19 protein-coding genes are annotated in these 25066 nt (G+C 61.6%); 6 read left to right on the top strand and 13 right to left on the bottom strand.

Features of this window, described 5'->3' with window-relative positions; translation table 11 throughout:
• Positions 1-8: 8 nt before the first annotated feature.
• Both HX801_RS07625 and HX801_RS07620 read left to right on the top strand, forming a co-directional pair.
• The gene (locus tag HX801_RS07625) at positions 9-1721 is read left to right on the top strand and encodes a PTS fructose-like transporter subunit IIB (protein WP_003215951.1); all 1713 of its coding nucleotides are present in this window, start codon (positions 9-11) and stop codon (positions 1719-1721) included.
• Between the two features lie 186 nt (positions 1722-1907).
• Positions 1908-3449: an alkaline phosphatase gene (locus tag HX801_RS07620; RefSeq protein WP_008437279.1), complete on the top strand. Its 1542-nt coding sequence runs from the start codon at positions 1908-1910 to the stop codon at positions 3447-3449.
• A 149-nt stretch (positions 3450-3598) separates the two neighbouring features.
• Here HX801_RS07620 and HX801_RS07615 read toward each other — a convergent pair whose 3' ends face one another.
• Entirely contained in the window at positions 3599-6124 is a 2526-nt protein-coding gene (locus HX801_RS07615) for a sulfite reductase flavoprotein subunit alpha (protein WP_177021846.1), read from the bottom strand.
• A 135-nt stretch (positions 6125-6259) separates the two neighbouring features.
• A complete protein-coding gene (locus HX801_RS07610) occupies positions 6260-8554 on the bottom strand; it encodes a TonB-dependent siderophore receptor (RefSeq protein ID WP_177021845.1) in 2295 nt (764 codons plus the stop codon).
• 219 nt (positions 8555-8773) lie between these two features.
• Here HX801_RS07610 and HX801_RS07605 point away from each other — a divergent pair, with 219 nt between their 5' ends.
• Together HX801_RS07605 and HX801_RS07600 are read left to right on the top strand one after the other, a co-directional pair.
• A complete protein-coding gene (locus HX801_RS07605) occupies positions 8774-9454 on the top strand; it encodes a Fe2+-dependent dioxygenase (protein WP_008437276.1) in 681 nt (226 codons plus the stop codon).
• 2 nt (positions 9455-9456) lie between these two features.
• Positions 9457-10257, top strand: coding sequence for a tetratricopeptide repeat protein (locus HX801_RS07600; protein WP_177021844.1), 801 nt, complete (start codon positions 9457-9459; stop codon positions 10255-10257).
• 66 nt (positions 10258-10323) lie between these two features.
• Here HX801_RS07600 and HX801_RS07595 read toward each other — a convergent pair whose 3' ends face one another.
• From HX801_RS07595 to HX801_RS07575, 5 genes are all read right to left on the bottom strand, one after another.
• Positions 10324-11487: a type III PLP-dependent enzyme gene (locus HX801_RS07595; RefSeq protein ID WP_003215969.1), complete on the bottom strand. Its 1164-nt coding sequence runs from the start codon at positions 11485-11487 to the stop codon at positions 10324-10326.
• Between the two features lie 474 nt (positions 11488-11961).
• Positions 11962-13119: a betaine/proline/choline family ABC transporter ATP-binding protein gene (locus tag HX801_RS07590; protein WP_008437274.1), complete on the bottom strand. Its 1158-nt coding sequence runs from the start codon at positions 13117-13119 to the stop codon at positions 11962-11964.
• Entirely contained in the window at positions 13116-13769 is a 654-nt protein-coding gene (locus HX801_RS07585; RefSeq protein WP_003215973.1) for an ABC transporter permease, read from the bottom strand. The genes HX801_RS07590 and HX801_RS07585 overlap by 4 nt, the downstream gene beginning before the upstream one ends.
• Before the next feature lie 11 nt (positions 13770-13780).
• Positions 13781-14674: a glycine betaine ABC transporter substrate-binding protein gene (locus HX801_RS07580; protein WP_003215975.1), complete on the bottom strand. Its 894-nt coding sequence runs from the start codon at positions 14672-14674 to the stop codon at positions 13781-13783.
• A 38-nt stretch (positions 14675-14712) separates the two neighbouring features.
• Positions 14713-15465: an ABC transporter permease gene (locus HX801_RS07575; protein ID WP_233092015.1), complete on the bottom strand. Its 753-nt coding sequence runs from the start codon at positions 15463-15465 to the stop codon at positions 14713-14715.
• Between the two features lie 295 nt (positions 15466-15760).
• Between HX801_RS07575 and HX801_RS07570 the strand changes: the two genes are divergently transcribed.
• Both HX801_RS07570 and HX801_RS07565 read left to right on the top strand, forming a co-directional pair.
• The gene (locus tag HX801_RS07570) at positions 15761-17344 is read left to right on the top strand and encodes a peptide chain release factor 3 (protein WP_003215978.1); all 1584 of its coding nucleotides are present in this window, start codon (positions 15761-15763) and stop codon (positions 17342-17344) included.
• Positions 17345-17512: 168 nt separating this feature from the next.
• Positions 17513-17788 carry a hypothetical protein gene (locus tag HX801_RS07565; protein ID WP_003215984.1) on the top strand — a complete coding sequence of 92 codons (276 nt, stop codon included), beginning with the start codon at positions 17513-17515 and terminating at the stop codon, positions 17786-17788.
• A 113-nt stretch (positions 17789-17901) separates the two neighbouring features.
• Here the strand turns inward: HX801_RS07565 and HX801_RS07560 are convergent, their stop codons facing one another.
• The 6 genes from HX801_RS07560 to HX801_RS07535 form a co-directional block, all read right to left on the bottom strand.
• Positions 17902-18873, bottom strand: a complete 972-nt coding sequence (locus HX801_RS07560; RefSeq protein WP_003215987.1) for a peptide ABC transporter ATP-binding protein — start codon at positions 18871-18873, stop codon at positions 17902-17904.
• Positions 18873-19841: an ABC transporter ATP-binding protein gene (locus tag HX801_RS07555; protein ID WP_008437263.1), complete on the bottom strand. Its 969-nt coding sequence runs from the start codon at positions 19839-19841 to the stop codon at positions 18873-18875. The genes HX801_RS07560 and HX801_RS07555 overlap by 1 nt, the downstream gene beginning before the upstream one ends.
• Before the next feature lie 10 nt (positions 19842-19851).
• Positions 19852-20763, bottom strand: coding sequence for an ABC transporter permease subunit (locus HX801_RS07550; RefSeq protein ID WP_003215991.1), 912 nt, complete (start codon positions 20761-20763; stop codon positions 19852-19854).
• Between the two features lie 10 nt (positions 20764-20773).
• Entirely contained in the window at positions 20774-21784 is a 1011-nt protein-coding gene (locus HX801_RS07545; protein ID WP_003215992.1) for an ABC transporter permease subunit, read from the bottom strand.
• 74 nt (positions 21785-21858) lie between these two features.
• Positions 21859-23457 (bottom strand): ABC transporter substrate-binding protein, encoded by a 1599-nt coding sequence (locus HX801_RS07540; protein WP_003215993.1) that lies wholly within the window; start codon positions 23455-23457, stop codon positions 21859-21861.
• A gap of 81 nt (positions 23458-23538) precedes the next feature.
• A complete protein-coding gene (locus HX801_RS07535) occupies positions 23539-24936 on the bottom strand; it encodes an OprD family porin (protein ID WP_003215995.1) in 1398 nt (465 codons plus the stop codon).
• Positions 24937-25066: the final 130 nt, after the last annotated feature.

Genomic DNA, 25066 nt, shown 5'->3' with positions numbered 1-25066 from the left:
GGTTGGTCATGAAGTTAGCCATTGTTACTGCCTGCCCGAACGGCATGGTCACCAGTGTGCTGTGCGCCCGCTTGCTGGATGCTGCCGCGCAACGCCAGGGCTGGAGCACCAGCGTCGAAGTGGTCGACGTGCAGCATCCGGAACGCCAATTGTCGGCGGCCACCCTTGAAGCCGCCGAGTGGGTATTGCTGGTCAGCAGCACGCCGGTGGACATGCAGCGTTTTGTCGGCAAACGTGTATTCCGCAGCACGCCGGCCCAGGCGTTGCAGGATGTGGACGCGGTGTTGCGTCGCGGGGCCGAGGAGGCCCAGGTGCAGGTGGCTGACGCGGCACCGGCGAAAAGCACGCCGCGTATCGTCGCGATCACCGCGTGCCCGACCGGCGTCGCCCACACCTTCATGGCTGCCGAAGCGTTGCAGCAAACCGCCAAGCGCCTCGGGTATGACTTGCAGGTGGAAACCCAGGGCTCCGTGGGCGCCCGCACGCCGCTGAGTCCCGAGGCGATTCGTGACGCCGACGTGGTGCTGCTCGCCGCCGACATCGAAGTCGCCACCGAGCGCTTTGCCGGCAAGAAAATCTATCGCTGCGGCACCGGGATCGCGCTCAAGCAATCCGAGGCGACCCTCAACAAGGCGCTGGCCGAAGGCAAGCAGGAATCCGCTGCCAGTGGTGCCGCTGCCAAACCGGAGAAGACCGGTGTCTACAAACACTTGCTCACCGGCGTGTCGTTCATGCTGCCGATGGTGGTGGCGGGCGGTCTGCTGATCGCCCTGTCATTCGTGTTCGGCATTCATGCCTTTGAAGAAAAAGGCACCCTGGCCGCCGCGCTGAAAACCGTCGGCGACCAGGCGTTCATGCTGATGGTGCCGCTGCTGGCGGGTTACATCGCCTACTCGATTGCCGACCGTCCTGGATTGGCCCCCGGCATGATCGGTGGCCTGCTGGCCAGCACTTTGGGCGCGGGGTTTATCGGCGGGATCTTCGCCGGCTTTCTCGCCGGCTACTGCGTCAAATTCATCAGCCGCGCGATCCGTTTGCCCCAGAGCCTGGAAGCCCTCAAGCCGATCCTGATCATCCCGTTGCTGGCGAGTCTGTTCACCGGCCTGGCGATGATTTACCTGGTAGGGCCGCCGGTGGCGAAGATGCTCACCGGCCTCACGGATTTTCTCAGCACCATGGGCACCACCAACGCCGTGCTGCTGGGCATCTTGCTGGGCGGCATGATGTGCGTCGATCTCGGTGGCCCGATCAACAAGGCGGCCTACGCGTTTTCCGTCGGCCTGCTGGCAGCGCAAAGCGGTGCACCCATGGCCGCGACCATGGCTGCCGGCATGGTGCCGCCGATTGGCATGGGCATCGCCACCTTCCTGGCGCGGCGCAAGTTCGCCCAGACCGAGCGTGAAGCCGGCAAGGCCGCGCTGATCCTCGGCATGTGCTTTATCTCTGAAGGCGCAATTCCGTTTGCTGCCAAGGACCCGCTGCGGGTAATCCCGGCAAGCATCGCCGGCGGTGCGCTGACCGGTGCGCTGTCGATGTATTTCGGCTGCAAGCTGATGGCGCCCCATGGTGGATTGTTTGTGATGCTGATCCCGAATGCGATCAACCATGCGCTGCTGTACCTGCTGGCGATCGTGGCGGGCAGTTTGTTGACTGCCGTGGTGTATGCATTCCTCAAGCGCCCTGAGACCGTAGAACTTTCTGTCGCACCCGCCCAGGCATAACGCGGTTCATGTAGGAGCTGGCTTGCCTGCGATGCAGGCACCTCGGTGTATCAACGCAACCGAGTTGAGGCTATCGCAGGCAAGCCAGCTCCCACATTTGACCTCCGTGAGCAATAAGGCCGGTGTCATAACTCGTTCATCCCTTCATGCTTAAGTTTCCCTTTTGCTGCTCGAGAGGGAACCCGCATGAGCCACTTCAATCTCGGCCGCCGCCGCGTGATGCAAGCCGTCGGCGCCGGCCTGTTGCTGCCGGGCCTCGCGCCTGCGGTGATCGCCTCGGTCAAGGATCGCCCGCAACTCACCGACGGCGTGCAGTCCGGCGACCTGCTGGGCGACCGCGCGATGATCTGGAGCCGCAGCGACCGCCCGGCCCGGATGGTAGTGGAGTGGGACACCCGCAGCGTATTCAGCAACCCGCGCAAATTCGTCTCGCCCCTGGCCGACAGCCGCACCGATTTCACCGCCCGTGTCGAACTCACCGGCCTGCCCGTCGACCAGGCGATTTTCTACCGTGTGCACTTTGAAGATGCCCAGACCGGCGTGGCCAGCGAGCCCTGGTTCGGTCACCTGCGCAGCGTGCCGCAGCAGCGCCGGGATATCCGCTTTGTGTGGAGCGGCGACACCGTCGGCCAGGGCTTCGGCATCAACCCGGACATCGGCGGCATGCGCATCTACGAAGCCATGCGCCTGCGCCTGCCGGACTTCTTCATTCACAGCGGCGACACCATCTACGCCGACGGCCCGGTGCCCGCGCAACTGACCACCGAGGACGGACGCATCTGGCGCAACATCACCACCGAAGCCAAAAGCAAAGTCGCTGAAACCCTGAATGAATACCGGGGCAACTACCGCTACAACCTGATGGACGAGAACGTACGTCGCTTCAACGCCGAAGTGCCGCAGATCTGGCAGTGGGACGACCACGAGGTGATCAACAACTGGTCGCCGAGCAAGCAACTGGATGAGCGCTACAAGACTCGCGACATCAATACCCTGGTGGGTCGTGCGCGTCAGGCCTGGCTGGAATATTCACCGATGCGCCGGCAAAGCGCCGACCAGGGCGGGCGCATCTATCGCAAGCTCGGCTACGGCCCGTTGCTGGATGTGTTTGTGCTGGACATGCGCAGCTATCGCGGGCCGAACGATGACAACCTTGGCGGTGAAAAACCGTTCCTTGGGCGTGAGCAACTGGACTGGCTGAAGCGCGAATTGAAGGCCTCCCAGGCGCAGTGGAAAGTCATCGCCGCCGACATGCCCATTGGCCTGGGCGTGCCCGACGGTGAGGTCAGCCCCGGCGTGCCGCGTTGGGAAGCGATCGCCAACGGCGACCCGGGCCCGGCCCAGGGGCGCGAGTTGGAAATTGCTGAACTGCTCGCGTTTCTGCGGGCGCAGCAGGTGCGTAATCACGTGTGGCTGACGGCGGATGTGCATTACTGCGCAGCCCATCATTACCATCCGGATCGGGCGGCGTTTCAGGATTTTGAGCCGTTCTGGGAATTCGTCGCCGGGCCGTTGAATGCCGGGAGTTTCGGGCCTAATCCGCTGGATAAAACCTTTGGCCCGGAAGTGGTGTTCGAGAAGGCGCCGACGGTGCAGAACAGCTCGCCGTTTGCCGGGTTCCAGTTTTTTGGCGAAGTGCAGATTGACGGGCAGACGGCGGAGCTGACGGTGATTTTGCGGGACCTGGATGGGGTTTCAGTGTTTGAACAGAAACTGGCGCCAGTGTGATTGCAATGCAATCTACCTACTGAAGAAGAGCCAATGTGGGAGCGGGCTTGCTCGCGAAGGCGGTGTGTCAGTCAACAGATGTATGGACTGATCCACTGCCTTCGCGAGCAAGCCCGCTCCCACATTTTGACCGGTGTATCTTCAGGGGGTCAGTAAACATCCCGGCGGTAGCGGCCCTGCTCGATCAAGCGTTCGACGGCTTCGCTGCCCAGCACATCGTGCAGCACCTGATCCACACCCGCCGCCATCCCCTGCAAACTGCCGCAGACGTAAATCGCGGCGCCATCCGCCACCCATTTACGCAGCACATCCGCTGATTCGCGCAGGCGATCCTGCACGTAGATTTTCTCTGCCTGATCCCGGGAAAAGGCCAGGTCCAGTAGCGCCAGGTCACCGCTGGCCAGCCAGCCTTGCAGCTCGTCCTGGCAGTGGTAGTCATGGGCGATATTGCGTTCGCCAAACAGCAGCCAGTTGCGCTGCTGGCCGTCGGCAACCCGCGCCTTGAGCAGGCTGCGCAACCCGGCAAGGCCGGTGCCGTTGCCCAGCAGGATCATCGGGAGCGGCTCGGTCGGCAGATGGAAACCACTGTTGCGCCGCACTCGCAGGCTGATGGTCGAACCCAGCGGTGCATGTTCGGTCAACCAGCCGGAACCCACGCCCACGCTGCCATCGGGGTGACGCTCCTGGCGCACGATCAGCTCCAGCACACCGTCGCTGGCAATCGAGGCGATGGAGTATTCGCGCATGCCCAGCGGCACCAGTGCATTGACCAGCGCCTGGGCATGCAGGCCCACCAGGTGTGCGCGATTGTCCGGCAGTTGGCGGCCGGCCAGGGCCTGGTCGAGGGTGTGTGCAAGGCCGTCGACTACCACACCTTCGCTGCCGGCCAGTCCCAGGCCTTCCAGGAAGTGTTCGATGGCCCATGGGCAATTGCGTGGCAGCACTTCCACCAGGTCGCCGGCCAGCCAGTCCCGGGGGGCTGGCGGGGTGAGCCCGAGCAAATAGACGCCGGAGCCACTGCTGTGCGGGTTGAGCAGGGTGCGTTGCTTCAGGGTCCAGTTTTCATAGGTCGCGCTGGCCCATGCCGCAGCGGGTGCATGGCCGGTCAGTTGGCCCAGTTGTTGTTGCCAGTGCAGCAACGCATCGGTGTCGCCGCTGTCGACTTCCACCGGGGCGAACAGCGGGTTGCCGCCCTGGTTGGTCAGCCAGAAATGCAGGCGCCGGGCGAAGCCGCAGAAGTGTTGGTACTGGCGATCACCCAGGGCCAACACCGAGTAGTTCAGGCCCTTGAGGGACAGGTCCTGGCCGAGCACGCTGCGCTCGAAACCGCGGGCGCTGTCTGGTGCCTCGCCGTCGCCGAAGGTGCTGACCACGAACAGCGCATGGCTCGATTGGCGCAAATCCTCTTCGCTGACGCTGCCCAGCGACTGCACGTTCACTGGCACGCCGGCGGCCTGCAACTGCCCGGCGGTCTGCCAGGCCAGTTGCTCGGCAAAGCCGCTCTGGCTGGCAAAGCCGATCAGCCAGGCCGGCGCGTCGCTGTGGTTGCCGGTCAGGCCTTTGCGGGCATCGCGCACCTGGCGTTTCTTGCGGCGGCGGTCCAGATACAGCAGCCAGCCGGTGATGAAGAACAGCGGCATCAGCAGCGCGCTGAACGTCAGGATGATCCGGCCGGGCAGGCCGAAGTAGCTGCCGGTGTGCAGCGCATAGATACTGGTCAGGATCTGCGCCTTGAAGCTTTTGCCGGCGTAGGTGTCATGGGATTTGACTTCACCGGTGCCCGGGTCGAGGTTGATCTGGTTCAGCGCGCGATCGTGGGGCGAGGTCTTCAGCAGGTAGTAGACGGTGGCGGGTTGGCCGGCGACCGCGGGCATGCGGATGTTGTAGCCGCTCAAGCCGGGGCCGGCGTTGCTGTAGATGCTGCTCCAGATCGCGGCGTAATTGGCCACCGGCGCAGGCCCTTCGGAGGCCGGGCCGCGCTTGCGTACGCGTTCGTTCTGCGGCGCGTCGGACAGCAGTCTGGTCATGCCGTTGCTGTACCACTCGTAGGACCAGAACAGTCCGGTGAGTGCCGCCAGAAGATAGAACAGCAGGCACCAAGTGCCGAATACCGAGTGCAGGTCCCAGTTGAAACTGCGGCCTTTCTTGCGCCAGTCCACCGCCAGCCATGCACGCCAGCTTGCCACCTGGCGCGGCCAGCGCAGGTACAGGCCCGAAAGGCAGAAGAACACCAGGATCAGCGTGCAGGCGCCGGTGATTTGCCGGCCGGTGTCGCCGATGGCGAGGAAACGGTGCAGTTGCAGCACGAAGCCGAAGAAGTCCTGGCCGACGGCATCGCCCAGGTAATCGCCGGTGTACGGGTCGAAGTAGCGCATCTGCCCGCGGCGTTCACCGGGCGGTGGGGTGAACCAGACCTTGGCCGCGTTGGTGCTGTCGGGCTGCACCGTGAGCATCGACACGACTTTGCCTTCACGGGCTTCCAGCAGGTGCACCAGTTCAGCGGGCGGCAGTACCCCGGCCGGACGCTTTTCCACCGTCAACACCGTCGGGTTCAGCAACTCGATGATTTCATCCTGGAACGACACCGTCGCGCCGGTGATCCCCATCAAGGCCAACACCAGCCCGGCGGTAATGCCGAAGAACCAATGCAACTGGAACAGGGTTTTCTTCAACACGTCGTACGGCCTCGTCATCAGGTTAGGTGTTTCACGGCGCGCATTATGCCGCGAGTTGTCGAGAAACATTCTTTTTTACACGCAAAAACCCCACGCATCCGATGCGTGGGGTTTCGTGCAGTCATTTGTATCGGTTTAGAAATGGAAACTGGTGGTCAGCAGGGCCGTACGACCGGCTGCCTGGTTGGCAAAATGCGAGGCATAGGCCTTGTCGTAGTAGGTCTTGTCGGTGAGGTTCTGCACGTTCAACTGCAGGTCGACGTTCTTGGTCAGCTTGTAGCTGGCCATGGCGTCGTAGCGGGTGTAGGACGGCACGTAGACGGTGTTGCCCGCATCGCCGTAGACCTCGTCGACATAGAACGCGCCGCCGCCGATGGTGAGCTTCGGTGTCACGTCATACGTCGTCCACAGGCTGAAGGTGTTCTTCGGCGTGTTGGGCATCTGGTTGCCTTTGTTCGAGCCGGCACTGACGACACCGTTACGACCGTTCAGGCCCGGGTCCACCAGTTCGCTTTTCAGGTAGCTGTAGCCGGCGAACACTTGCCATTGATCGGTCAGCTTGCCGCTGGCGGAAAGCTCCAGGCCGTCGACGCGTGATTCGCCACCGTTTTCATAGGTCAGCGCGTCCACCAGGATTCGCGTGTTTTTCTTCTCGGTGCGGAACACCGCGGCGGTCAGGGACAGGCGGTCGTGGAACATGTCCCACTTGGTGCCCAGCTCGTAGTTGACGGTCTCTTCCGGTTTCAGGTCGCTGGTGGCGGCACCGGCAGACAGCGGGTTGCCGTCGGCGCCTTCACCTACCAGGCCGCCGGCCGGTGAGGCTGAGGTGGCGTAGGAGGCATAGATGCTGCCGTTTTCAACCGGCTTCCAGACCAGGCCCGCCTGCCAGTTGAAGAACTGGCTGTCGTTCTTGATCTTGCTGCGGGCCTTGACGGTGGCGGTCGGCACCGCATTGGTGTTGGCCACGGTGTCGAAGGTGTCGTAGCGCAGGCCGACGTTCAGCAGCCATTTCGGGTCCAGCTCGATGGTGTCGAACACATAGGCGGCACGGCTGGTGGCCTTGGTGTTGGTGCCGTTGTAGTTGCGCGCAATGCTGCCGGTCCAGGCATCGTCCGGGTTCGGGTTGCCCAGCGAGGTGCACTGGCCGCCTTTGCCGGGCACCGGGCAACCGGGGTTGCTGTTCGGGCTGACGGTGTAGCCGCTGTAGCGGGTTTCTTCGCCGGTGAATTCCAGCCCGGTGGAGTAGGTGTTCTTGAAGCCCAGCGCCTGGAAGCTGCCAAACAGATCGGTCTGGTTGGTGGTGGTCTCGGTGGTGGACACGCGGGTGTTCGCGCGGCGCCACACGGTGCCGAACTGGTTGACGTTGTGCTGGCTGTCGTCGGGTTGGGTGACGATATAGTCCTGGCCGGTGTTGCCGTGGCGCAGGGTGTTTTTCAGCGTCATGTTGTCGTTCAGGTCGTGCTCGATGGAGAACGTGCTGATGTCGGCGCGGGTCTTGCGGAAGTCGCGATCCTTGAGGCCGTAGAAGTTGTTGCTGTCGCCGCCGTCGGTTGGCTTGTCATGCACGTGGGCGGCTCTTGCGCCGCTGTTGCTGTAGCCATACGGAATGCCCGAATCCGGCAGGTCGTTGCTTTCCATGTGGTAGTAGCTGAAGTTGACTCGGGTCGGAGTGCCCAGGCCGAAGGTCAGCGACGGCGCCACGCCCCAGCGGTCGTAGTTGACGGCATCACGCCCGGCGACGTTCTGTTCGTGGCTCATCAGGTTCAGGCGGAAGGCCGCGCTGTCGAGGAACTGACGGTTGACGTCGAGCACATAGCGGCGGGTCTGGTCGGAGCCGTAGGTGAAGCCACCGTTGGTGAAGTCCCGCGCCTGTGGCGTCTTGCTCACCAGGTTGAGGCTGCCGCCGGCCGAGCCGCGGCCGCCGAATGACGAGTTGGGGCCTTTGCTGACTTCGATGGATTCGATGTCGAAGATCTCGCGGCTCTGGCCGCCCGTGTCGCGCACGCCGTCGAGGTAGGTATCGCCCTGGGCGTCGAAGCCGCGAATGAACGGACGGTCGCCCTGCGGGTTGCCGCCTTCACCGGCGCCGAAGGTAATCCCCGGCACGGTGCGCAAGGCGTCCTGCAACGAGGTGGCGGCGGTGTCCTTGAGCACTTGCTGCGGCACCACGGTGACCGAGCGCGGAGTATCTACCAGCGGCGCGGTGTACTTCTGCGAGGAGGCTTTTTCGACCTGGTAGGACGTGCTGTCCTGTTCCTGGCCGGTGATGCTGGTGGCTCCCAGGGAAATGCTGTTGCGCTCGCCTTTCTGCTCGGTGTCTTCAGCAGCTTGCGCCATTTGGGCGGCAGCGCTGGCGCTGATGGCAACGCCGATGGCCGAGGCCAGCAAACGTGGTGAACTGGCAGGTGTTTTTATCGAAGTGCGCGGCATGAGTGTGTCCTTTCCCCAAGGAGGTGAGGCCGCGGAATATAGGGAGAACAAGACTTCATATCAATTGCGATACATTACTATTCGCACTGAATTTACGTTCTTTACACTTTTTGCTTACGGTTTTGACGATCTCGTTCGTCCTTTGGGCGGGAGTAGGGTTGTACACAGTCAATAAGAATCACTACCATTGGCGTCTCACTGTTTTCAGGTAATGCCTCCATGTTGCTGCACATTCCCGGCCTGTTCTCTCGCGAGGAAGTGCTGCGCATCCGCGAAGCCCTGGCGCACACCGAGTGGGCCGACGGCAAAATCACTGCCGGGCACCAATCGGCCAAGGCCAAACACAACCTGCAACTGCCGGAAGGCCACCCGTTGGCAAAGGAAATCGGCGCGGCGATCCTCGATCGACTGTGGAAAAATCCGCTGTTCATGTCAGCGGCGTTACCGCACAAGGTCTTCCCGCCATTGCTCAACTGTTACACCGCCGGTGGCAGTTTCGACTTCCATATCGACAACGCCGTGCGCCAGTCCAAGGGCAGCCACGAGCGGGTGCGCACCGACCTTTCCTCCACGGTATTTTTCAGCGACCCCGACGACTACGACGGCGGCGAGCTGGAAATCCAGGACACCTTCGGCCTGCAGCGGGTCAAGTTGCCGGCGGGCGACATGGTGCTGTACCCCGGCTCCAGCCTGCACAAGGTCAACGCCGTGACCCGCGGCGCGCGCTACGCCTCGTTTTTCTGGACCCAAAGCCTGGTGCGCGAGGACAGCCAGCGCACCTTGCTGTTCGAGATGGACGGGGCGATCCAGCAACTGAGCCGCGACGTGCCCGACCACCCCGCGCTGATCCAGCTCACCGGCACCTATCACAACCTGCTGCGCCGCTGGGTTGAGGTCTGAGCGTGGGCTTTTTATTGCGCCGTGAAGAAGTACTCAACGTTGAGCAATTGCAGAGCATGCTCGACGACTCCCCGGTGCGCGCCGCCCAGGCGATTTTGATCGCCGCGAAAGAGGGCGTGGTGGATGCCCAGGCGCTGCTCGGGCAAATCCTGCTGGAAGGGCGCGGCATCGAGCGCGATGAAGCACTGGCAATGCGCTGGTTCCGCATTGCCGCCAAGGGCGGGCATTTGATGGCGCGCAATATGCTCGGGCGTTGCCTGGAGCATGGCTGGGGTTGCGAGGCGGATGCCGTGGCGGCGGCCCGGGAATATCGTCGGGCGGCCGAGGCCGGGCTGGATTGGGGTTTGTACAACTACGCCAACCTGCTGGCGACCGGGCGCGGGGTTGCCGAGGATCAAACCCAGGCGCTGGCGTGTTATCGACAGGCGGCGGAACTGGGCCATGCCAAGTCGATGAACCTGCTGGGGCGTTATCTGGAAGAAGGGCAGTACTGCCCGAGGGATCTGGAGGCGGCGGTGGCGTGGTATCGCCAGTCAGCAGAAGGCGGGGATTTTCGCGGGCAGTTCAGTTATGCGGCGGTGTTGGCGGACCGAGGCGAGATAGAAACGGCACTGGAATGGTTGCGCAAGGCACTGGCGGGCGGGAATTTGAAGTTCTTGCGGGTGGCGCACAAGGCGTTGTGTGCCGCCAATGAGCCGCAGATACGGGCAATGGCCGAGATCTATCAAGAGCATGCGATTGAACTTGATCGTCCCCACGCGCTGCGTGGAAATGCCGCCCTGGACGCCCTGCGTCCGCTCTAACGGCGTGACGCAGAGCGTCACCGGATGCGTTCCCACGCAGAGCGTGGGAACGATCAGGGCGTGCGTTTACAGGTAGAACGATTTCAACGGCGGGAAGCCATTGAATTCAACTGCGCTGTAGCTGGTGGTGTACGCACCGGTGGACAACCAGTACATCCGGTCACCAATCGCCAGGTTCAGCGGCAGGCCGTACTTGTAGTTCTCGTACATGATGTCGGCGCTGTCGCAGGTCGGGCCGGCGATGACCACTTCTTCCATCTCGCCTTTCTTCTCGGTCCAGATCGGGAACTTGATGGCTTCGTCCATGGTTTCGATCAGGCCGGAGAATTTGCCCACGTCGGTGTATACCCAGCGCTCGACGGCGGTGCGGGATTTACGCGCAACCAGTACCACTTCGCTGACCAGGATCCCGGCGTTGGCGATCAACGAACGGCCCGGCTCCAGGATGATTTCCGGCAGATCGTCACCGAAGTCTTCCTTGAGGAAGCGGATGATTTCCTCGGCGTAGGTTTCCAGGCTGTTGGTGCGGGTGATGTAGTTGGCCGGGAAGCCGCCGCCCATGTTGATCAGCTTCAGGTGGATGCCGTCTTCTTCCTTCAGGCGCTCGAAGATCACTTTGACCTTGGCGATCGCCGCGTCCCACACACTGATGTCACGCTGTTGCGAGCCGACGTGGAAGGAGATGCCGTAAGGCACCAGGCCCAGGTCGCGAGCGAGAATCAGCAGGTCCATGGCCATGTCGGTCTGGCAGCCGAATTTGCGCGACAGCGGCCAGTCGGCCGTGGTCGAGCCTTCGGTGAGGATACGTACATACACTTTCGAACCCGGGGCGGCCTTGGCGATGTTGCGCAGGTCGGCTTCGGAGTCGGTGGAGAACAGGCGCACGCCCTTCTCGTAGAAGTAGCGGATGTCCTTGGATTTCTTGATGGTGTTGCCGTAGCTGATACGGTCGGGGCTGACGCCGCGGTCCATGACCTTGTCCAGCTCGTAGATCGACGCGATGTCGAAGCTCGAACCCTTGTCCTTGAGCAGGTCGATGATCTCGACGGCCGGGTTGGCCTTGACGGCGTAATACACCTTGGCGAATTCGAAACCGGCGCGCAGGTCATCGTAGGCCTGGCTGATCATCGCGGTGTCGATCACCACGAACGGGGTTTCCTGGGTGTCGGCAAACGCCTTCATTTTGTCAAAAGTGGCGCGCGCGAAATAGTCTTCGACCTGGATCGACATGCTGGGAACTCCTACTGGCAAACTAGATTGATCAATGGGTGCAAATGAACGTCCTCCGTATCCCCACTTTGGTTCGCCTACTTCCCAAGGCATGTCGCCGAAAGCAAAAAGGCCATGGGATCAACCGCTTCCCTTGGCCTTGCTGTCTCGTCGTCAGTACTTGAGCCGGATGGATCGTTTCCAGCATGGACGTTCGGCGCGAACTTTAGGACGTGAGGGGCTATAGATCAACTAAAAATGTCGCGTTTTTGCACGCGTTCGTCGTGCGGTCGCGTGCAGCTACTTATGTAACCGACCGGTATGACGGATTGATGTTCCCCGGTAGGGGCAATTTGAGGTGTTGCGGGTACAGTGAAGATCCAATGTGGGAGCGGGCTTGCTCGCGAATGCGGTGTATCAGCCAATGCATCCGGTGACTGACACTCCGCCTTCGCGAGCAAGCCCGCTCCCACATTTTGACCGCTGTGTGTCAGGTCAGGCCAGTGCTGTCTCGGCAGGCGACACAATGCTGGTCTTGCCCCCACGGGACTTACCGGAACTCAGGTACTCGGCAATCGACTCCTGGGTCACCTCCCCGAGGAACACCCGCTCCGCATCCATCACCGGCAACCACGAGCGGTTGAACTCGTACATCCGCGACAGCAGGATGCGCAAATGCTCGTCATACGCCGCCGTGGCGTTGAATTCCCGCAGGTACTGGCCGCAGGTACCGGTCTGACGATGCAGGTCGCGACGTCGCACATAACCCAGGGCCTTGTTCTCGGCATCGGTGACCACCACGTAGCGACGGTCCAGCTCATCCATCTGCTCCAGGGCATCCGCCACCGGGGTTTCCGGGCTGACCGACGGCGCGTTGTCCGCCGCATCTTCAGCCTTCACCAGCAGCAGGCGCTTGAGGGTGCTGTCCTGGCCAACGAAGTTGCTGACGAATTCGTCGGCAGGGTGGGCCAGCAGGGTGTCCGGGTGGTCGATCTGCAGCAGCTTGCCGGCGCGGAAGATCGCGATCTTGTCACCCAGCTTGATGGCTTCGTCGATGTCGTGGCTGACCATGATCACGGTCTTGTTCAGCGCGCGCTGCATCTCGAAAAACTCGTTCTGGATCATCTCGCGGTTGATCGGGTCGACCGCGCCGAACGGCTCATCCATCAGCAGCAACGGTGCATCCGCCGCCAGGGCGCGGATCACGCCGATCCGCTGTTGCTGGCCGCCGGACAGCTCACGCGGGTAGCGATGCAGGTACTGCTTGGGTTCGAGCTTGATCATGCTCATCAACTCGCGGGCGCGGTCGTGGCATTTCTGCTTGTCCCAGCCCAGCAGCTTGGGCACCACCACGATGTTCTCTTCGATGGTCATGTTCGGGAACAGGCCGATCTGCTGGATCACGTAGCCGATGTTGCGACGCAGGGTCACTTCGTCAAGGTCGGTGGTGTCTTCGCCGTTGATCAGGATCTTGCCGGAGGTCGGCTTGATCAGGCGGTTGATCATCTTCAGCGTGGTGCTCTTGCCGCAGCCCGAGGGGCCGAGGAATACGCAAATTTCGCCTTCGTTGACGGTCAGGCTTACGGAATCAACGGCGGTGATGGTCTTGCCGTTGCTTTGGAAGGTCTTGGTCAGGTTTTGAAGTTCGATCATTTGAGCAGTCCTTTTGGAGTCAGCGTGCGTTGCAGCCATTGCAGAAGCAGGTCGGCGAAGATGGCCAGGAGACTGACCAGCACGGCGCCAACGATCAGCATCGACATGTCGCTGCGGCTGATGGAAGCCAGAATAAGTACACCCAGGCCACCGGCGCCGATGGTGGCGGCGATGGTCATCACACCAATGTTCATGACGACGGCGGTGCGCACACCGGCGAGGATCACCGGTACGGCAATCGGCAGCTCGACCATGCGCAAGCGCTGGCCGAAGGTCATGCCGATGCCTTTGGCGGCCTCGCGAATGCCTGGCTCAACGCCGGTGAGGGCGAGGTAGGTGTTACGCATGATGGGCAACAGGGAATAGAGGAACACGGCGGTGATCGCCGGCATCGGCCCCAGGCCCTGGCCGAACTTGGAGTAGAACGGCAGCAGCAGGCCGAACAGCGCAATCGACGGCACGGTCAGCAACACCGTGGCACTGGCTTGCAATGGGCCGGCGAGCGTCGGGAAGCGGGTCATCAGCACGCCCAGGGGCACGCCGACGACGATTGCGAGGATCACTGCAATGCCGACCAGGGTGATGTGCTGCCAGGTCAGGTGCAGGACTTGGGCCCAATCAAGATGGGAAAAGGCGTTCAGGAATTCCATGTCTTCTCCTCTTAGTTGATCGGATGCTGGCGCAGGAAATCTGCGGCCACGGCGGACGGGCTTTCGTGGTCGACGTCGACCCGCGCGTTCAGCTGGCGCATGGTTTCGTCGTCGAACAGCGCAGCCAGTGGCTTGAGATCAGCGGCCAGTTGCGGATGGGCATCGAGGTAAACCTGACGCACCACCGGCGCGGCGGTGTAGTCCGGGAAGTAGTGCTTGTCGTCTTCCAGCAGCTTCAATTTGAAGGCGTTCAGGCGACCGTCGGTGGTGTAGACCAAGCCGGCAAACACCTGGCCATTACGCAGCGCGGTGTACACCAGGCCGGCGTCCATCTGCCGGGTGTTCTTGCGGGTCAGGTTCATGTCGTACAGCTTGACCATGCCGGCCATGCCGTCGGAACGGTTGGCGAACTCGGTGTCCAGGGCCACCAGGCGGTTTTCCTTGGTTTTCTCGGCCAGTGCCGCGGTCAGGTCGCTGATGCTGTTGATCTGCGGGAATTCCTTGGCCACGTTCTCTGGCAGGGCCAGGGCGTAGGTGTTGCTGAATTTCGACGGGGAGAGCCAGACCAGGCCTTTTTTCGCGTCGAGTTCTTTCACTCGGGCGTAGGACTGTTCGCTGTCGAGCTTCTCGTCGACATGGTTGTAGGCCACCAGCGACACGCCGGTGTATTCCCAGATCAGGTCCAGTTGCCCGCTTTCCTGGGCACTGCGCGCCAGGTTGCTGCCCAGGCCGCCGGTCACACGGGTGTCGTAGCCCTTGGTGCGCAGGTACTGGGAGGTGATTTCGGCGAGCAGGGTCTGTTCAGTGAACACCCGGGCGCCGATGCGGATGACCGGTTTTTCAGCGGCTTGCGCAAACCCTGCGAACAGCAGGACGCAGCTCAATATCAATGTCAGTTTTTTCATGTGAATTCCTGTTTCAGGCCCAAGACGGGGCCAAAGCCTTAAGACGGACGCAACCCGCGTTCCAGCCAAAGGCGGCTGGCCATGGTCACCAGACCGTCGAGCAGCAAGGCCAGCAGCGCGGTGCATGCGGCGCCGAGCAGCAGTTGCGGCTGATTGTTCAGGGCGATGCCGGGGAAGATCAGGCTGCCCAGGCTGTTGGCGCCAATCAGGAACGCCAGGGGCGCGGTACCGACGTTGATCGCCAGGGCCACGCGCACACCGCCGATGATGATCGGCACGGCGTTGGGCAATTCCACGCGAAACAGCACCTGGCGCGGCGTCATGCCGATGCCGACGGCGGCTTCTTTCAGGGAACCTTGAACGTTTTTCAGGCCTTCATAGGTGTTGCGCACGATGGGCAGCAACGAGGCGAGGAACAGCGCGAAGATCGCGGGGCCGCTGCCGATGCCAAGGACACCGAGGGCGATGGCCAGTACGGCCAGGGGAGGGACGGTATTGCCGATGTTGAAGATCTGCATGAAGCGTTCTGCGCGCCCGACCATGTTGGGTCGGCTCAGCAGGATACCGGCGGGAATCCCTACGATCAGGGCGGCCAGCATCGAAACAAGTACGAGGATCAAGTGAGCTTGCAGGTAAAACAACAAATCGTCGCGGTACAGTTCGATCGTGTTGATGCCGATCCAGTGGACCAGCAGGGCCAGGAGAGCGACGACAACCGCTCCTCCTATCAGCCCTTTGCCATAGCGAATAGCCACAGGCGGACTCCTTTTTTCTTTTGTCGGCGAACACATTTCCGAGCGGCAATGCCATTCCTGGCTGTCGGCGAATGTGGTCGCGAATAGCAGCTCGCCCCTACCGGCAACGCGGTATGCGGTCGAGCCATGAGCGCAGCCTCGTCAGGCTAACTTGCTGATTTTTCAGCCCCTGTTACGAGTGCGATAGCAGGGGAGTGGACGTCTCTACCTTTTAAAAGGTTCCATACTTGGCAGCAATTAGCCACCCCCAATGGGGTGAACGGTGGTCCGTCACCCCGGGTTTGCGCTATACTCGCCGCCCTTTTTTGACTCACCTGCCAGGCGATTTCCCATGACCCACCAGGCCGCCGAAGTCGCGAAACGCCGCACTTTCGCCATTATTTCCCACCCCGATGCCGGTAAAACCACCATCACCGAGAAGCTGTTGCTGATGGGCAAGGCGATCGCGGTGGCCGGCACGGTGAAATCCCGTAAATCCGACCGCCATGCCACCTCCGACTGGATGGAAATGGAAAAACAGCGCGGTATTTCCATTACCACGTCGGTCATGCAGTTCCCGTATCGCGATCACATGATCAACCTGCTCGACACCCCGGGCCACGAAGACTTCTCCGAAGACACCTACCGCACCCTGACGGCGGTGGACTCGGCACTGATGGTCCTCGACGGCGGTAAAGGCGTCGAGCCGCGCACCATCGCGCTGATGGACGTGTGCCGCCTGCGGGACACGCCGATTGTCAGCTTTATCAACAAACTCGACCGTGACATCCGCGACCCGATCGAACTGCTGGACGAAATCGAAGCCGTCCTGAAGATCAAGGCCGCGCCGATCACCTGGCCGATTGGTTGCTACCGCGACTTCAAGGGCGTGTACCACCTGGCCGACGACTACATCATTGTGTACACCGCTGGCCACGGCCACGAACGTACCGATGTGAAAATCATCGAGAAGCTCGACTCCGACGAAGCCCGCGCCCACCTGGGTGACGAGTACGACCGGTTTGTCGACCAGCTGGAACTGGTGCAGGGCGCCTGCCACGAGTTCAACCAGCAGGAATTCCTCGACGGCCAGCTGACGCCGGTGTTCTTCGGTACCGCCCTGGGCAACTTCGGTGTCGACCACGTGCTGGATGCCGTGGTCAATTGGGCCCCCAAGCCGCTGGCCCGGGTTGCCAACGAGCGTACCGTGGAGCCTGTGGAAGAGAAATTCGCCGGCTTCGTGTTCAAGATCCAGGCGAACATGGACCCCAAGCACCGCGACCGTATCGCCTTCATGCGTATCTGCTCCGGCAAATACGAAAAAGGCATGAAGATGCGCCACGTGCGTACCGGCAAGGACGTGCGCATCGGCGACGCCCTGACCTTTTTCTCCTCCGAGCGTGAGCAACTGGAAGAAGCGTATGCCGGCGATATCATCGGCTTGCACAACCACGGCACCATCCAGATCGGTGACACCTTCACCGAAGGCGAAGTGCTGGGCTTCACCGGTATCCCGCACTTCGCCCCGGAACTGTTCCGCCGCGTACGCCTGCGTGACCCGCTGAAATCCAAGCAACTGCGCCAAGGTTTGCAGCAGTTGGCGGAAGAGGGTGCCACCCAGGTGTTCTTCCCGGAGCGCAGCAACGACATCATCCTCGGCGCCGTCGGTGTGCTGCAGTTCGATGTAGTGGCCAGTCGCCTGAAAGAGGAATACAAGGTGGAATGCTCCTATGAGCCGATCACCGTGTACTCCGCGCGCTGGATCGACTGCAGCGATAAGAAGAAGCTGGAAGAGTTCAAGATCAAGGCCGTGGAAAACCTGGCGATCGACGGCGGTGGTCACCTGACCTACCTGGCCCCAACCCGGGTCAACCTGGCGCTGATGGAAGAGCGCTGGCCGGATGTGAAATTCCGCGCGACCCGTGAGCATCACTAAGGGTTAGCGATATAAGAGAGGGCGAAGCTGTGATGGCTTCGCCTTTTTCTTTGGCTGCTATTCAGGTTGTTTCATTGGCGAAAACTTCAGTTCGGGACTAGTTTGAAGCAAGGCGACGGCGGACAGCTGTCGTACGCAGTTCAACTCCTGACTGGGCGGAATTCGACCATGAGTATCTTTCAACGTGTGGTGCTGTTGCTCAAAGTGCTGGTGATGATGTCATTGGGCATGTCTGCCGCGTGGGCCAATACGGCTGTGCAAAGCCATGGCACGGGGTTTGTGGCGGCGAAGACGGTGCAGGCGGGTGGCTTGCAGTTGGCCAAGAGTGAATCCGAGCCCGGTGACGAAAACCAGGGCGGTTCCAAGGACGATGACGACGCCGAGAACCCGGACAATGATGGCGAAGACAGCGACACTTACAACGATGGCGACAGCGATACGTAAGTAACGCAGGCAAAAGAAAGCCCCGCTTGCCGAACAGATGCGCTATCCGACAAGCAGGGCTGTAGAACACTGGAATGCTCTGGACTCACCCTCCAGAGCATTTTTTTTGCACGTCAGACCACAAATTGCTCCGCGTAGTGGCAAGCCACCTGGCGGTTGTCCAGAGGTCGCAGCACCGGTTCATCGGTGCTGCACAGCTGGGTCGCGTACGGGCAGCGCTTGTGGAAGGCGCAGCCGGATGGCGGGTTCAACGGGTTGGGCAACTCCCCGACGATTTTGATCTTCGGTTTGTTCGGGTCCGGATGAATGGTCGGGGTTGCCGACAGCAACGCCTGGGTGTACGGGTGCAGCGGGCGTGCGTAGATGTCTTCCTTCGGGCCCACTTCCACCGGGCGGCCGAGGTACATCACCATTACGTCGTCGGCGACGTGCTGCACCACCGCGAGGTTGTGGGAGATGAACACGTAGGCGGTGTTGAATTCCTGCTGCAGGTCCATGAACAGGTTCAGCACCTGGGCCTGGATCGATACGTCCAGCGCCGAGGTCGGTTCATCCGCCACCAGCACCTTGGGTTGCAGCATCATCGCCCGCGCCAGTGCGATCCGCTGGCGCTGGCCGCCGGAGAACATGTGCGGGTAGCGCTGATAATGCTCAGGGCGCAGGCCCACTTGCTTCATCATCGCCTGGACCTTTTCCCGGCGCTCGGCGGCAGACAGGTTGGTGTTGATCAGCAGCGGCTCGCCCAGTTGGTCGCCGACCTTCTGGCGCGGGTTCAGCGAGGCGTAAGGGCTCTGGAACACCATCTGCACGTCTTTGCGCAGTTGCTTGCGCTGGGCCTTGTCGGCACCGGCGACTTCTTGCCCGGCGATTTTCAGCGAGCCGGAAGACGGCTCTTCAATCAAGGTCAGGGCGCGGGCCAGGGTGGATTTGCCGCAACCGGACTCGCCTACGACCGCGAGGGTCTTGCCGGCTTCGAGCTCGAACGACACACCGTTGAGTGCGCGCACCAGGGCATGGCCCTTGAACAGGCCACGGGACACTTCGTAGTGACGGGTCAGGTCGCGGGCGGTAAGTACGACGGCCATTACGCCACCTCCTGATTCAGCGGGTAGAAGCAGCGGGCAAGGCTGTTGCTTTTCGGGTCAAGGCCCGGGCGTTGGGCGCGGCAGGACTCCTGCACATACGGGCACCGCGGCGACAGCAGGCAACCCTGCGGGCGGTCATAACGGCCGGGAACGATACCCGGCAGCGTGGCCAGGCGCGTGGCGCCCAGGCTGTGCTCTGGAATCGCCTTGAGCAGCGCTTCGCTGTACGGGTGCGCCGGGATGTCGAACAACTGCGGCACCTGGCCGACTTCCACGGCTTGGCCTGCGTACATCACGCACACGCGCTGGGCGGTTTCGGCCACTACCGCGAGGTCGTGGGTGATCAGCACCAGGCCCATGTTCTGCTCTTTCTGCAAGGCCAGCAGCAGGTCCATGATCTGGGCCTGGATGGTCACGTCGAGCGCAGTAGTCGGTTCATCGGCGATCAGCAATTTCGGCTCGCCGGCAATCGCCATGGCGATGGCCACACGTTGGCTCATACCACCGGACAGCTGGTGCGGGTAGGCATCCATACGGCTGGCTGCGCCCGGTATTTCCACCTTTTCGAGCAGTTCGATGGCACGCTTGCGCGCTTGCTTGCCGGACATTTTCAAATGCAGGCGCAGCACTTCTTCGATCTGGAAACCCACGGTGTAGCTGGGGTTCAGGGCGGTCATCGGGTCCTGGAACACCATCGCCAGGTCTTTACCGACGATCTGCCGACGCTGGCGGTTGCTCAGCTTGAGCATGTCCTTGCCGTCGAAGTTCAGGGCGTCGGCAGTGACGATGCCGGGGTGCTCGATCAGGCCCATCAGCGCCATCATGGTCACGGATTTACCCGAACCCGACTCGCCAACGATCGCCAGTACTTCGCCTTTGTCGACGGAGATGTCGAGGCCATCGACCACCGGTACGGCGGTCTTGTCGCCGAAGCGGACATTGAGATTCTTGATTTCTAGCAGTGACATGGGAATCTCCTCAGGCGGCGTTCTTGAGTTTCGGGTCCAGCGCATCGCGCAGGCCGTCGCCCATCAGGTTGATTGCCAGCACGCTGAGCAAAATGGTCAAGCCAGGCAGGCTCACGACCCACCAGGCGCGTTCGATGTAGTCGCGGGCCGAAGCCAGCATGGTGCCCCACTCAGGGGTTGGCGGTTGTACGCCAAGGCCCAGGAAGCCCAGGGCGGCAGCATCGAGAATCGCCGAGGAGAAACTCAGGGTGGCCTGAACGATCAGCGGCGCCATGCAGTTCGGCAGCACGGTGACGAACATCAGGCGCGGCAGGCCGGCGCCAGCAAGGCGTGCGGCGGTCACGTAGTCACGGTTCAGTTCGCCCATCACCGCAGCGCGGGTCAGGCGGACATAGGACGGCAGCGACACGATCGCGATGGCGATCACGGTGTTGATCAGGCCAGGGCCGAGGATCGCGACAATCGCCACAGCCAGCAGCAGCGACGGCAGGGCCAGCATGATGTCCATCAGGCGCATGATGGTCGGGCCGAGCAGGCGCGGGAAGAAACCGGCGAACAGGCCCAGCAGGATCCCCGGGATCAGCGACATCACCACCGACGACAAGCCGATCAGCAACGACAGGCGCGAACCCTGGATCAGGCGCGACAGCAGGTCACGCCCGAGTTCATCGGTGCCCAGCAGGAACTGGATCTGCCCACCTTCCAGCCAGGCCGGAGGGGTCAGCAGGAAGTCACGGTATTGCTCGCTCGGGTTATGCGGGGCCACCCAAGGGGCGAAGAGCGCGCAAAACACCACCAGCAACATGAACAGCAGGCCGGCAACGGCGCCCTTGTTCTTGGAAAAGGCTTGCCAGAATTCTTTGTACGGGGACGGGTACAGCAGGCTTTGATCGACTGCTACCGCGGGAGTAGGTGTGGTCATGGTCATGATCTCAGCGCTGGTGACGGATGCGTGGGTTGGCGAAGCCGTAGAGGATATCCACCACGAAGTTCACCAGAATCACCAGGCAGGCGATTAACAGGATGCCGTTTTGCACCACGGGATAATCCCTTGCGCCAATGGCTTCGATCAGCCATTTGCCGATGCCGGGCCACGAGAAGATGGTTTCGGTCAGGACCGCACCCGCCAGCAATGTGCCGACTTGCAGGCCGACCACGGTGAGTACCGGGATCAAGGCGTTACGCAGGCCGTGGACGAACACCACGCGTGCCGGCGACAGGCCCTTGGCCTTGGCGGTGCGGATGTAGTCTTCGCGCAGTACTTCGAGCATCGACGAACGGGTCATCCGCGCGATAACGGCCAGCGGGATGGTGCCGAGCACGATGGCCGGCAGGATCAGGTGGTGCAACGCGTCCCAGAATGCGTCCGGCTCGTCGGCCAGCAGGGTGTCGATCAGCATGAAGCCGGTGCGCGGCTCGATGTCGTAGAGCAGGTCGATCCGTCCGGAGACTGGCGTCCAGCCCAGGCTGACGGAGAAGAACATGATCAGGATCAGGCCCCACCAGAAGATCGGCATCGAATATCCCGCCAGGGAGATGCCCATCACCCCATGGTCGAACAGGGATCCTCGCTTCAAGGCCGCGATCACCCCGGCTAACAGCCCCAGGATGCCGGCGAACAACAGGGCGGCCATGGACAGTTCCAGGGTCGCAGGGAAAAGGGCGGTGAATTCAGTCCACACGCTGGTACGGGTGCGCAGGGATTCGCCGAGGTCGCCGTGGGCGAGCTTGCCGACATAATCCAGGTATTGCGCGTAGAGCGGTTTATTCAGACCAAGGCGTTCCATTGCCTGAGCGTGCATCTCGGGGTCGACTCGTCGTTCGCCCATCATGACTTCGACGGGGTCGCCAGGGATCATGCGAATCAACGCGAAGGTCAGCAAGGTGATGCCGAAAAACGTGGGGATCAATAACCCCAATCGGCGGGCAATAAAACTAAACATCTTGTTGTGTACCTCAATCAGCCGGTTAGGCAGGTTCGGCACCGTCAATGTCGACGGTGCCGAGCGTCTCTTATCTACTTCACCTGGGTGGTGGCGAAGTTATTTGTGGTCAGAGGGCTTTGGGTATAACCCTCGACGTTTTTACGCATGGCGGTGAACATTTTCGGGTAAGCCATGGGAATCCATGGTTGGTCCTTGTCGAAAACGTCCATTGCTTGTTCATAGAGTGCAGCGCGCTGGGTGGGTTCAGCGATGGCGCGCGCCTTGTCGATCAAGTCTTGAAACTCCTTGTTACACCAGCGGGCGTAGTTTTCGCCGTTTTTCGCTGCATCGCAACTCAAGTTCGGGGTGAGGAAGTTATCCGGGTCCCCGTTATCCCCCGCCCAGCCGGCGGAGACCATGTCATGTTCGCCATTCTTGGCGCGCTTGAGCATTTCGCCCCATTCCATGACCTTGATGTTCACTTTCAGGCCGATCTGCGCCAGATCCGCCTGCATGCGCTGGGCGCCGAGCATCGGGTTGGGGTTGGTCGGGCCGCCGCCGTTGCGGGTAAACAGGGTGAACTCGGTGCCTTCCGGTACGCCGGCTTCCTTGAGCAGGGCGCGGGCCTTGTCGAGGTCGCGGGGCGGGTTTTTCAGCTTGTCGCTGAAACCCAGCAGGGTTGGCGGGTACGGGCCGGTGGCGTCGACGGCGTTGCCTTTGCCGTACAGGGATTCGTTGTAGCCCTTCTTGTCGAACGCGATGTTGATCGCGTGACGCACCCGCGCGTCGCTCATGTATTTGTGGGTGGTGTTCATGGCGGTGTAGGCGGTGGTCATCGCCGCCAGTTCCGCCACCTTCAGGTTCGGGTCGGCCTTCATGCTCGGCACGTCATCCGGTTTCGGATACAGCGCGATCTGGCATTCGTTGGCCTTGAGCTTTTGCAGGCGCACGTTGTTGTCGGTGGTGATGGCCAGGATCAGCGGGTCAGCCGGCGGCTTGCCACGGAAGTAGTCCGGGTTGGCCTTGAAGCGCACTTGGGCGTCTTTGGCGTAGCGGGTGAAGATGAACGGGCCGGTGCCGATGGGCTTGGCGTTCAGGTCGTCGGTCTTGCCGGACTTGAGCAACTGGTCGGCGTATTCGGCGGAGTGAATCGAGGAAAACGCCATGGCCAGGTCGGCCAGGAACGGTGCTTCAGGGCGGGTCAGGGTGAAGACCACGGTGTGGTCATCGGTCTTCTCTACGCTCTTGAGCAGTTCCTTGAAGCCCATGCTTTCAAAGTATGGGTAGCCCACGTTGGACTTTTTGTGCCACGGGTGATTCGGGTCCAGCTGGCGCTGGAAGCTCCAAAGCACGTCGTCGGCGTTCATGTTGCGCGTGGGTTTGAAGTAGTCGGTGGTGTGGAACTTGATGTCGTCACGCAGGTGAAAGGTGTAGGTCAGGCCATCGGCGCTGATCTCGGGCAGGTCTTTGGCCAGCGCCGGGATCACTTCGGTGGTGCCGGGCTTGAAGTCCACCAGGCGGTTGAAGATGGTTTCGGCCGCGGCGTCGGCGGTGACAGCCGTGGTGTACAGGACCGGATCGAAGCCTTCCGGGCTGGCTTCGGTGCAGACGACCAACGGTTTGGCCGAGATGCCGACAGCGACGCTCAACAGCGCAGCGGCAATGGCAGCTTGTAACGGGAGCATTTTCATCTAAGAGCCCTCTGCAATCGATTGGACCAGACAAGCGTAGGCGGCGGGCCCGTCCTGAGCCCGCCGCCGACCTGGCGCTGATTAAAGAATGTTGAACGGGATGGTGGTCACCAGGCGGAACTCACGCAGGTTGCCGTCAGCCTGGTTGGCGCTGGCACGGTGAGTCACGTAGGTACCACGAATGGTGGTGGCCTTGAGTGCGCCGCTCTGGATCGCGTAAGCCGCGCCTACACCGTATTCCTGGTGCTTCTCGCCGTCCTGGGCCTGAATGCCGTTGTAGGCAAAGCCAGCGCGGCCGCCGTCGCCGGTGTAGTGAGTACCGTCGATACCCCAGCCACGTGCCGAGTAGACGTTGAACTTCAGGCCCGGCACGCCGTATTCGGCCATGTTGATGCCGTAGGCGATCTGGAAGGACTTCTCGTTCGGACCGTTGAAGTCGGACGTCAGGGAGTTGGCCAGGTAGATGCCGTTGGTTTCGTGCAGGTAGTCGAAGTACTCGTCGCCGTTCACGGCCTGGTAGGAGAAGGTCAGGCTGTGAGCCTGGTGGGTCAGGCCGAACGACAGCGAGTAGGTGTCGTTGTCGATCTTGCCCATCAACTTTTTGCCTTCGTCGACGGTCTTGTAGTAGTTCAGGCCCGTGGTCAGGGACAGGGTCTGGCTGTCACCCAGTTCGTGGGTAGCACCGAAGTAGTACTGGTTCCAGAAGTCTTCCACGTTAGCGGCGAACAGGCTGGTCTTCAGGCTCTTGAACGGCTGGTAGTTGACGCCCAGGGTGTTGACCTTGTCGGTTTCCTGGCGACCATTGCCGTATTCAGTACGGAATTTCGACAGGCTCTGCTCGGTCCGTGGCGAAACGCGGTCGAACACGCCGCCCTGGAAGGACAGGTTGCTGAACTCTTCGCTGTTGAAGCTCACACCTTCGAAGCTCGAAGGCAGCGCACGGTTACCGATGGTGTCGATGATGCCGCTGCTGAAGTTCTGGCGACCGGCGGTCAAGGTGGTGTTCGAGACACGGAACTTGACGTTGGCCAGGCCCAGTTTGCTCCACTGGTCTACAGCGTCGCCGTCGGAGTCGGCCAGGGTACGGTTGGAGCCGCCCTTGATGTCGCGCTTGCTGCGGTCCAGGACCAGAGCGTTGTAGACCGCCACTTCAGTGCTCACGCCAACGGTGCCTTGGGTGAAACCCGAGGTAGCGTTGAGGATGGTGCCTTGCACCCAGTTGGTACGGTAGTTGTCAGTACGGGCTTCGCCGTGCTTCTGGTAAGTGAACTTGCTGCCACGGAAGCGTTGTTCGTTGGAGAACCAGTTACGGGTTGTACCGCCCAGGCTTGCGCCATCGATAAAGCCTTTGGCCTCGCTTTGGGCGCTGGTGCCGGCCAGTGTGGTTGGAACGAAGTCCTGGCTTGCAGGATCAGCGTAGGCGTTAGCCGTGATGCTGCTGATGGCCAGGGCCAGTAGCGCGGTGCTGCTCAGTTTCATGGGTGAAGCTCCTTTGGTTCTCTTTTTAATGCCGGTCTTTTTAGGTGAACCGGCTATTGGGTGTGTAACTCGTTCAAGCCTTTGCAAACGTTTGCCCATGGGTAAAACCCGAAATAAGGCTGCACGTTTG

It is taken from the genome of Pseudomonas sp. G1002 (assembly GCF_013385455.1).
Taxonomy (GTDB): domain Bacteria; phylum Pseudomonadota; class Gammaproteobacteria; order Pseudomonadales; family Pseudomonadaceae; genus Aquipseudomonas.
The sequence above is the reverse complement of the archived record's forward strand: the minus strand, read 5'-3'. Positions and strand labels throughout refer to the sequence as shown.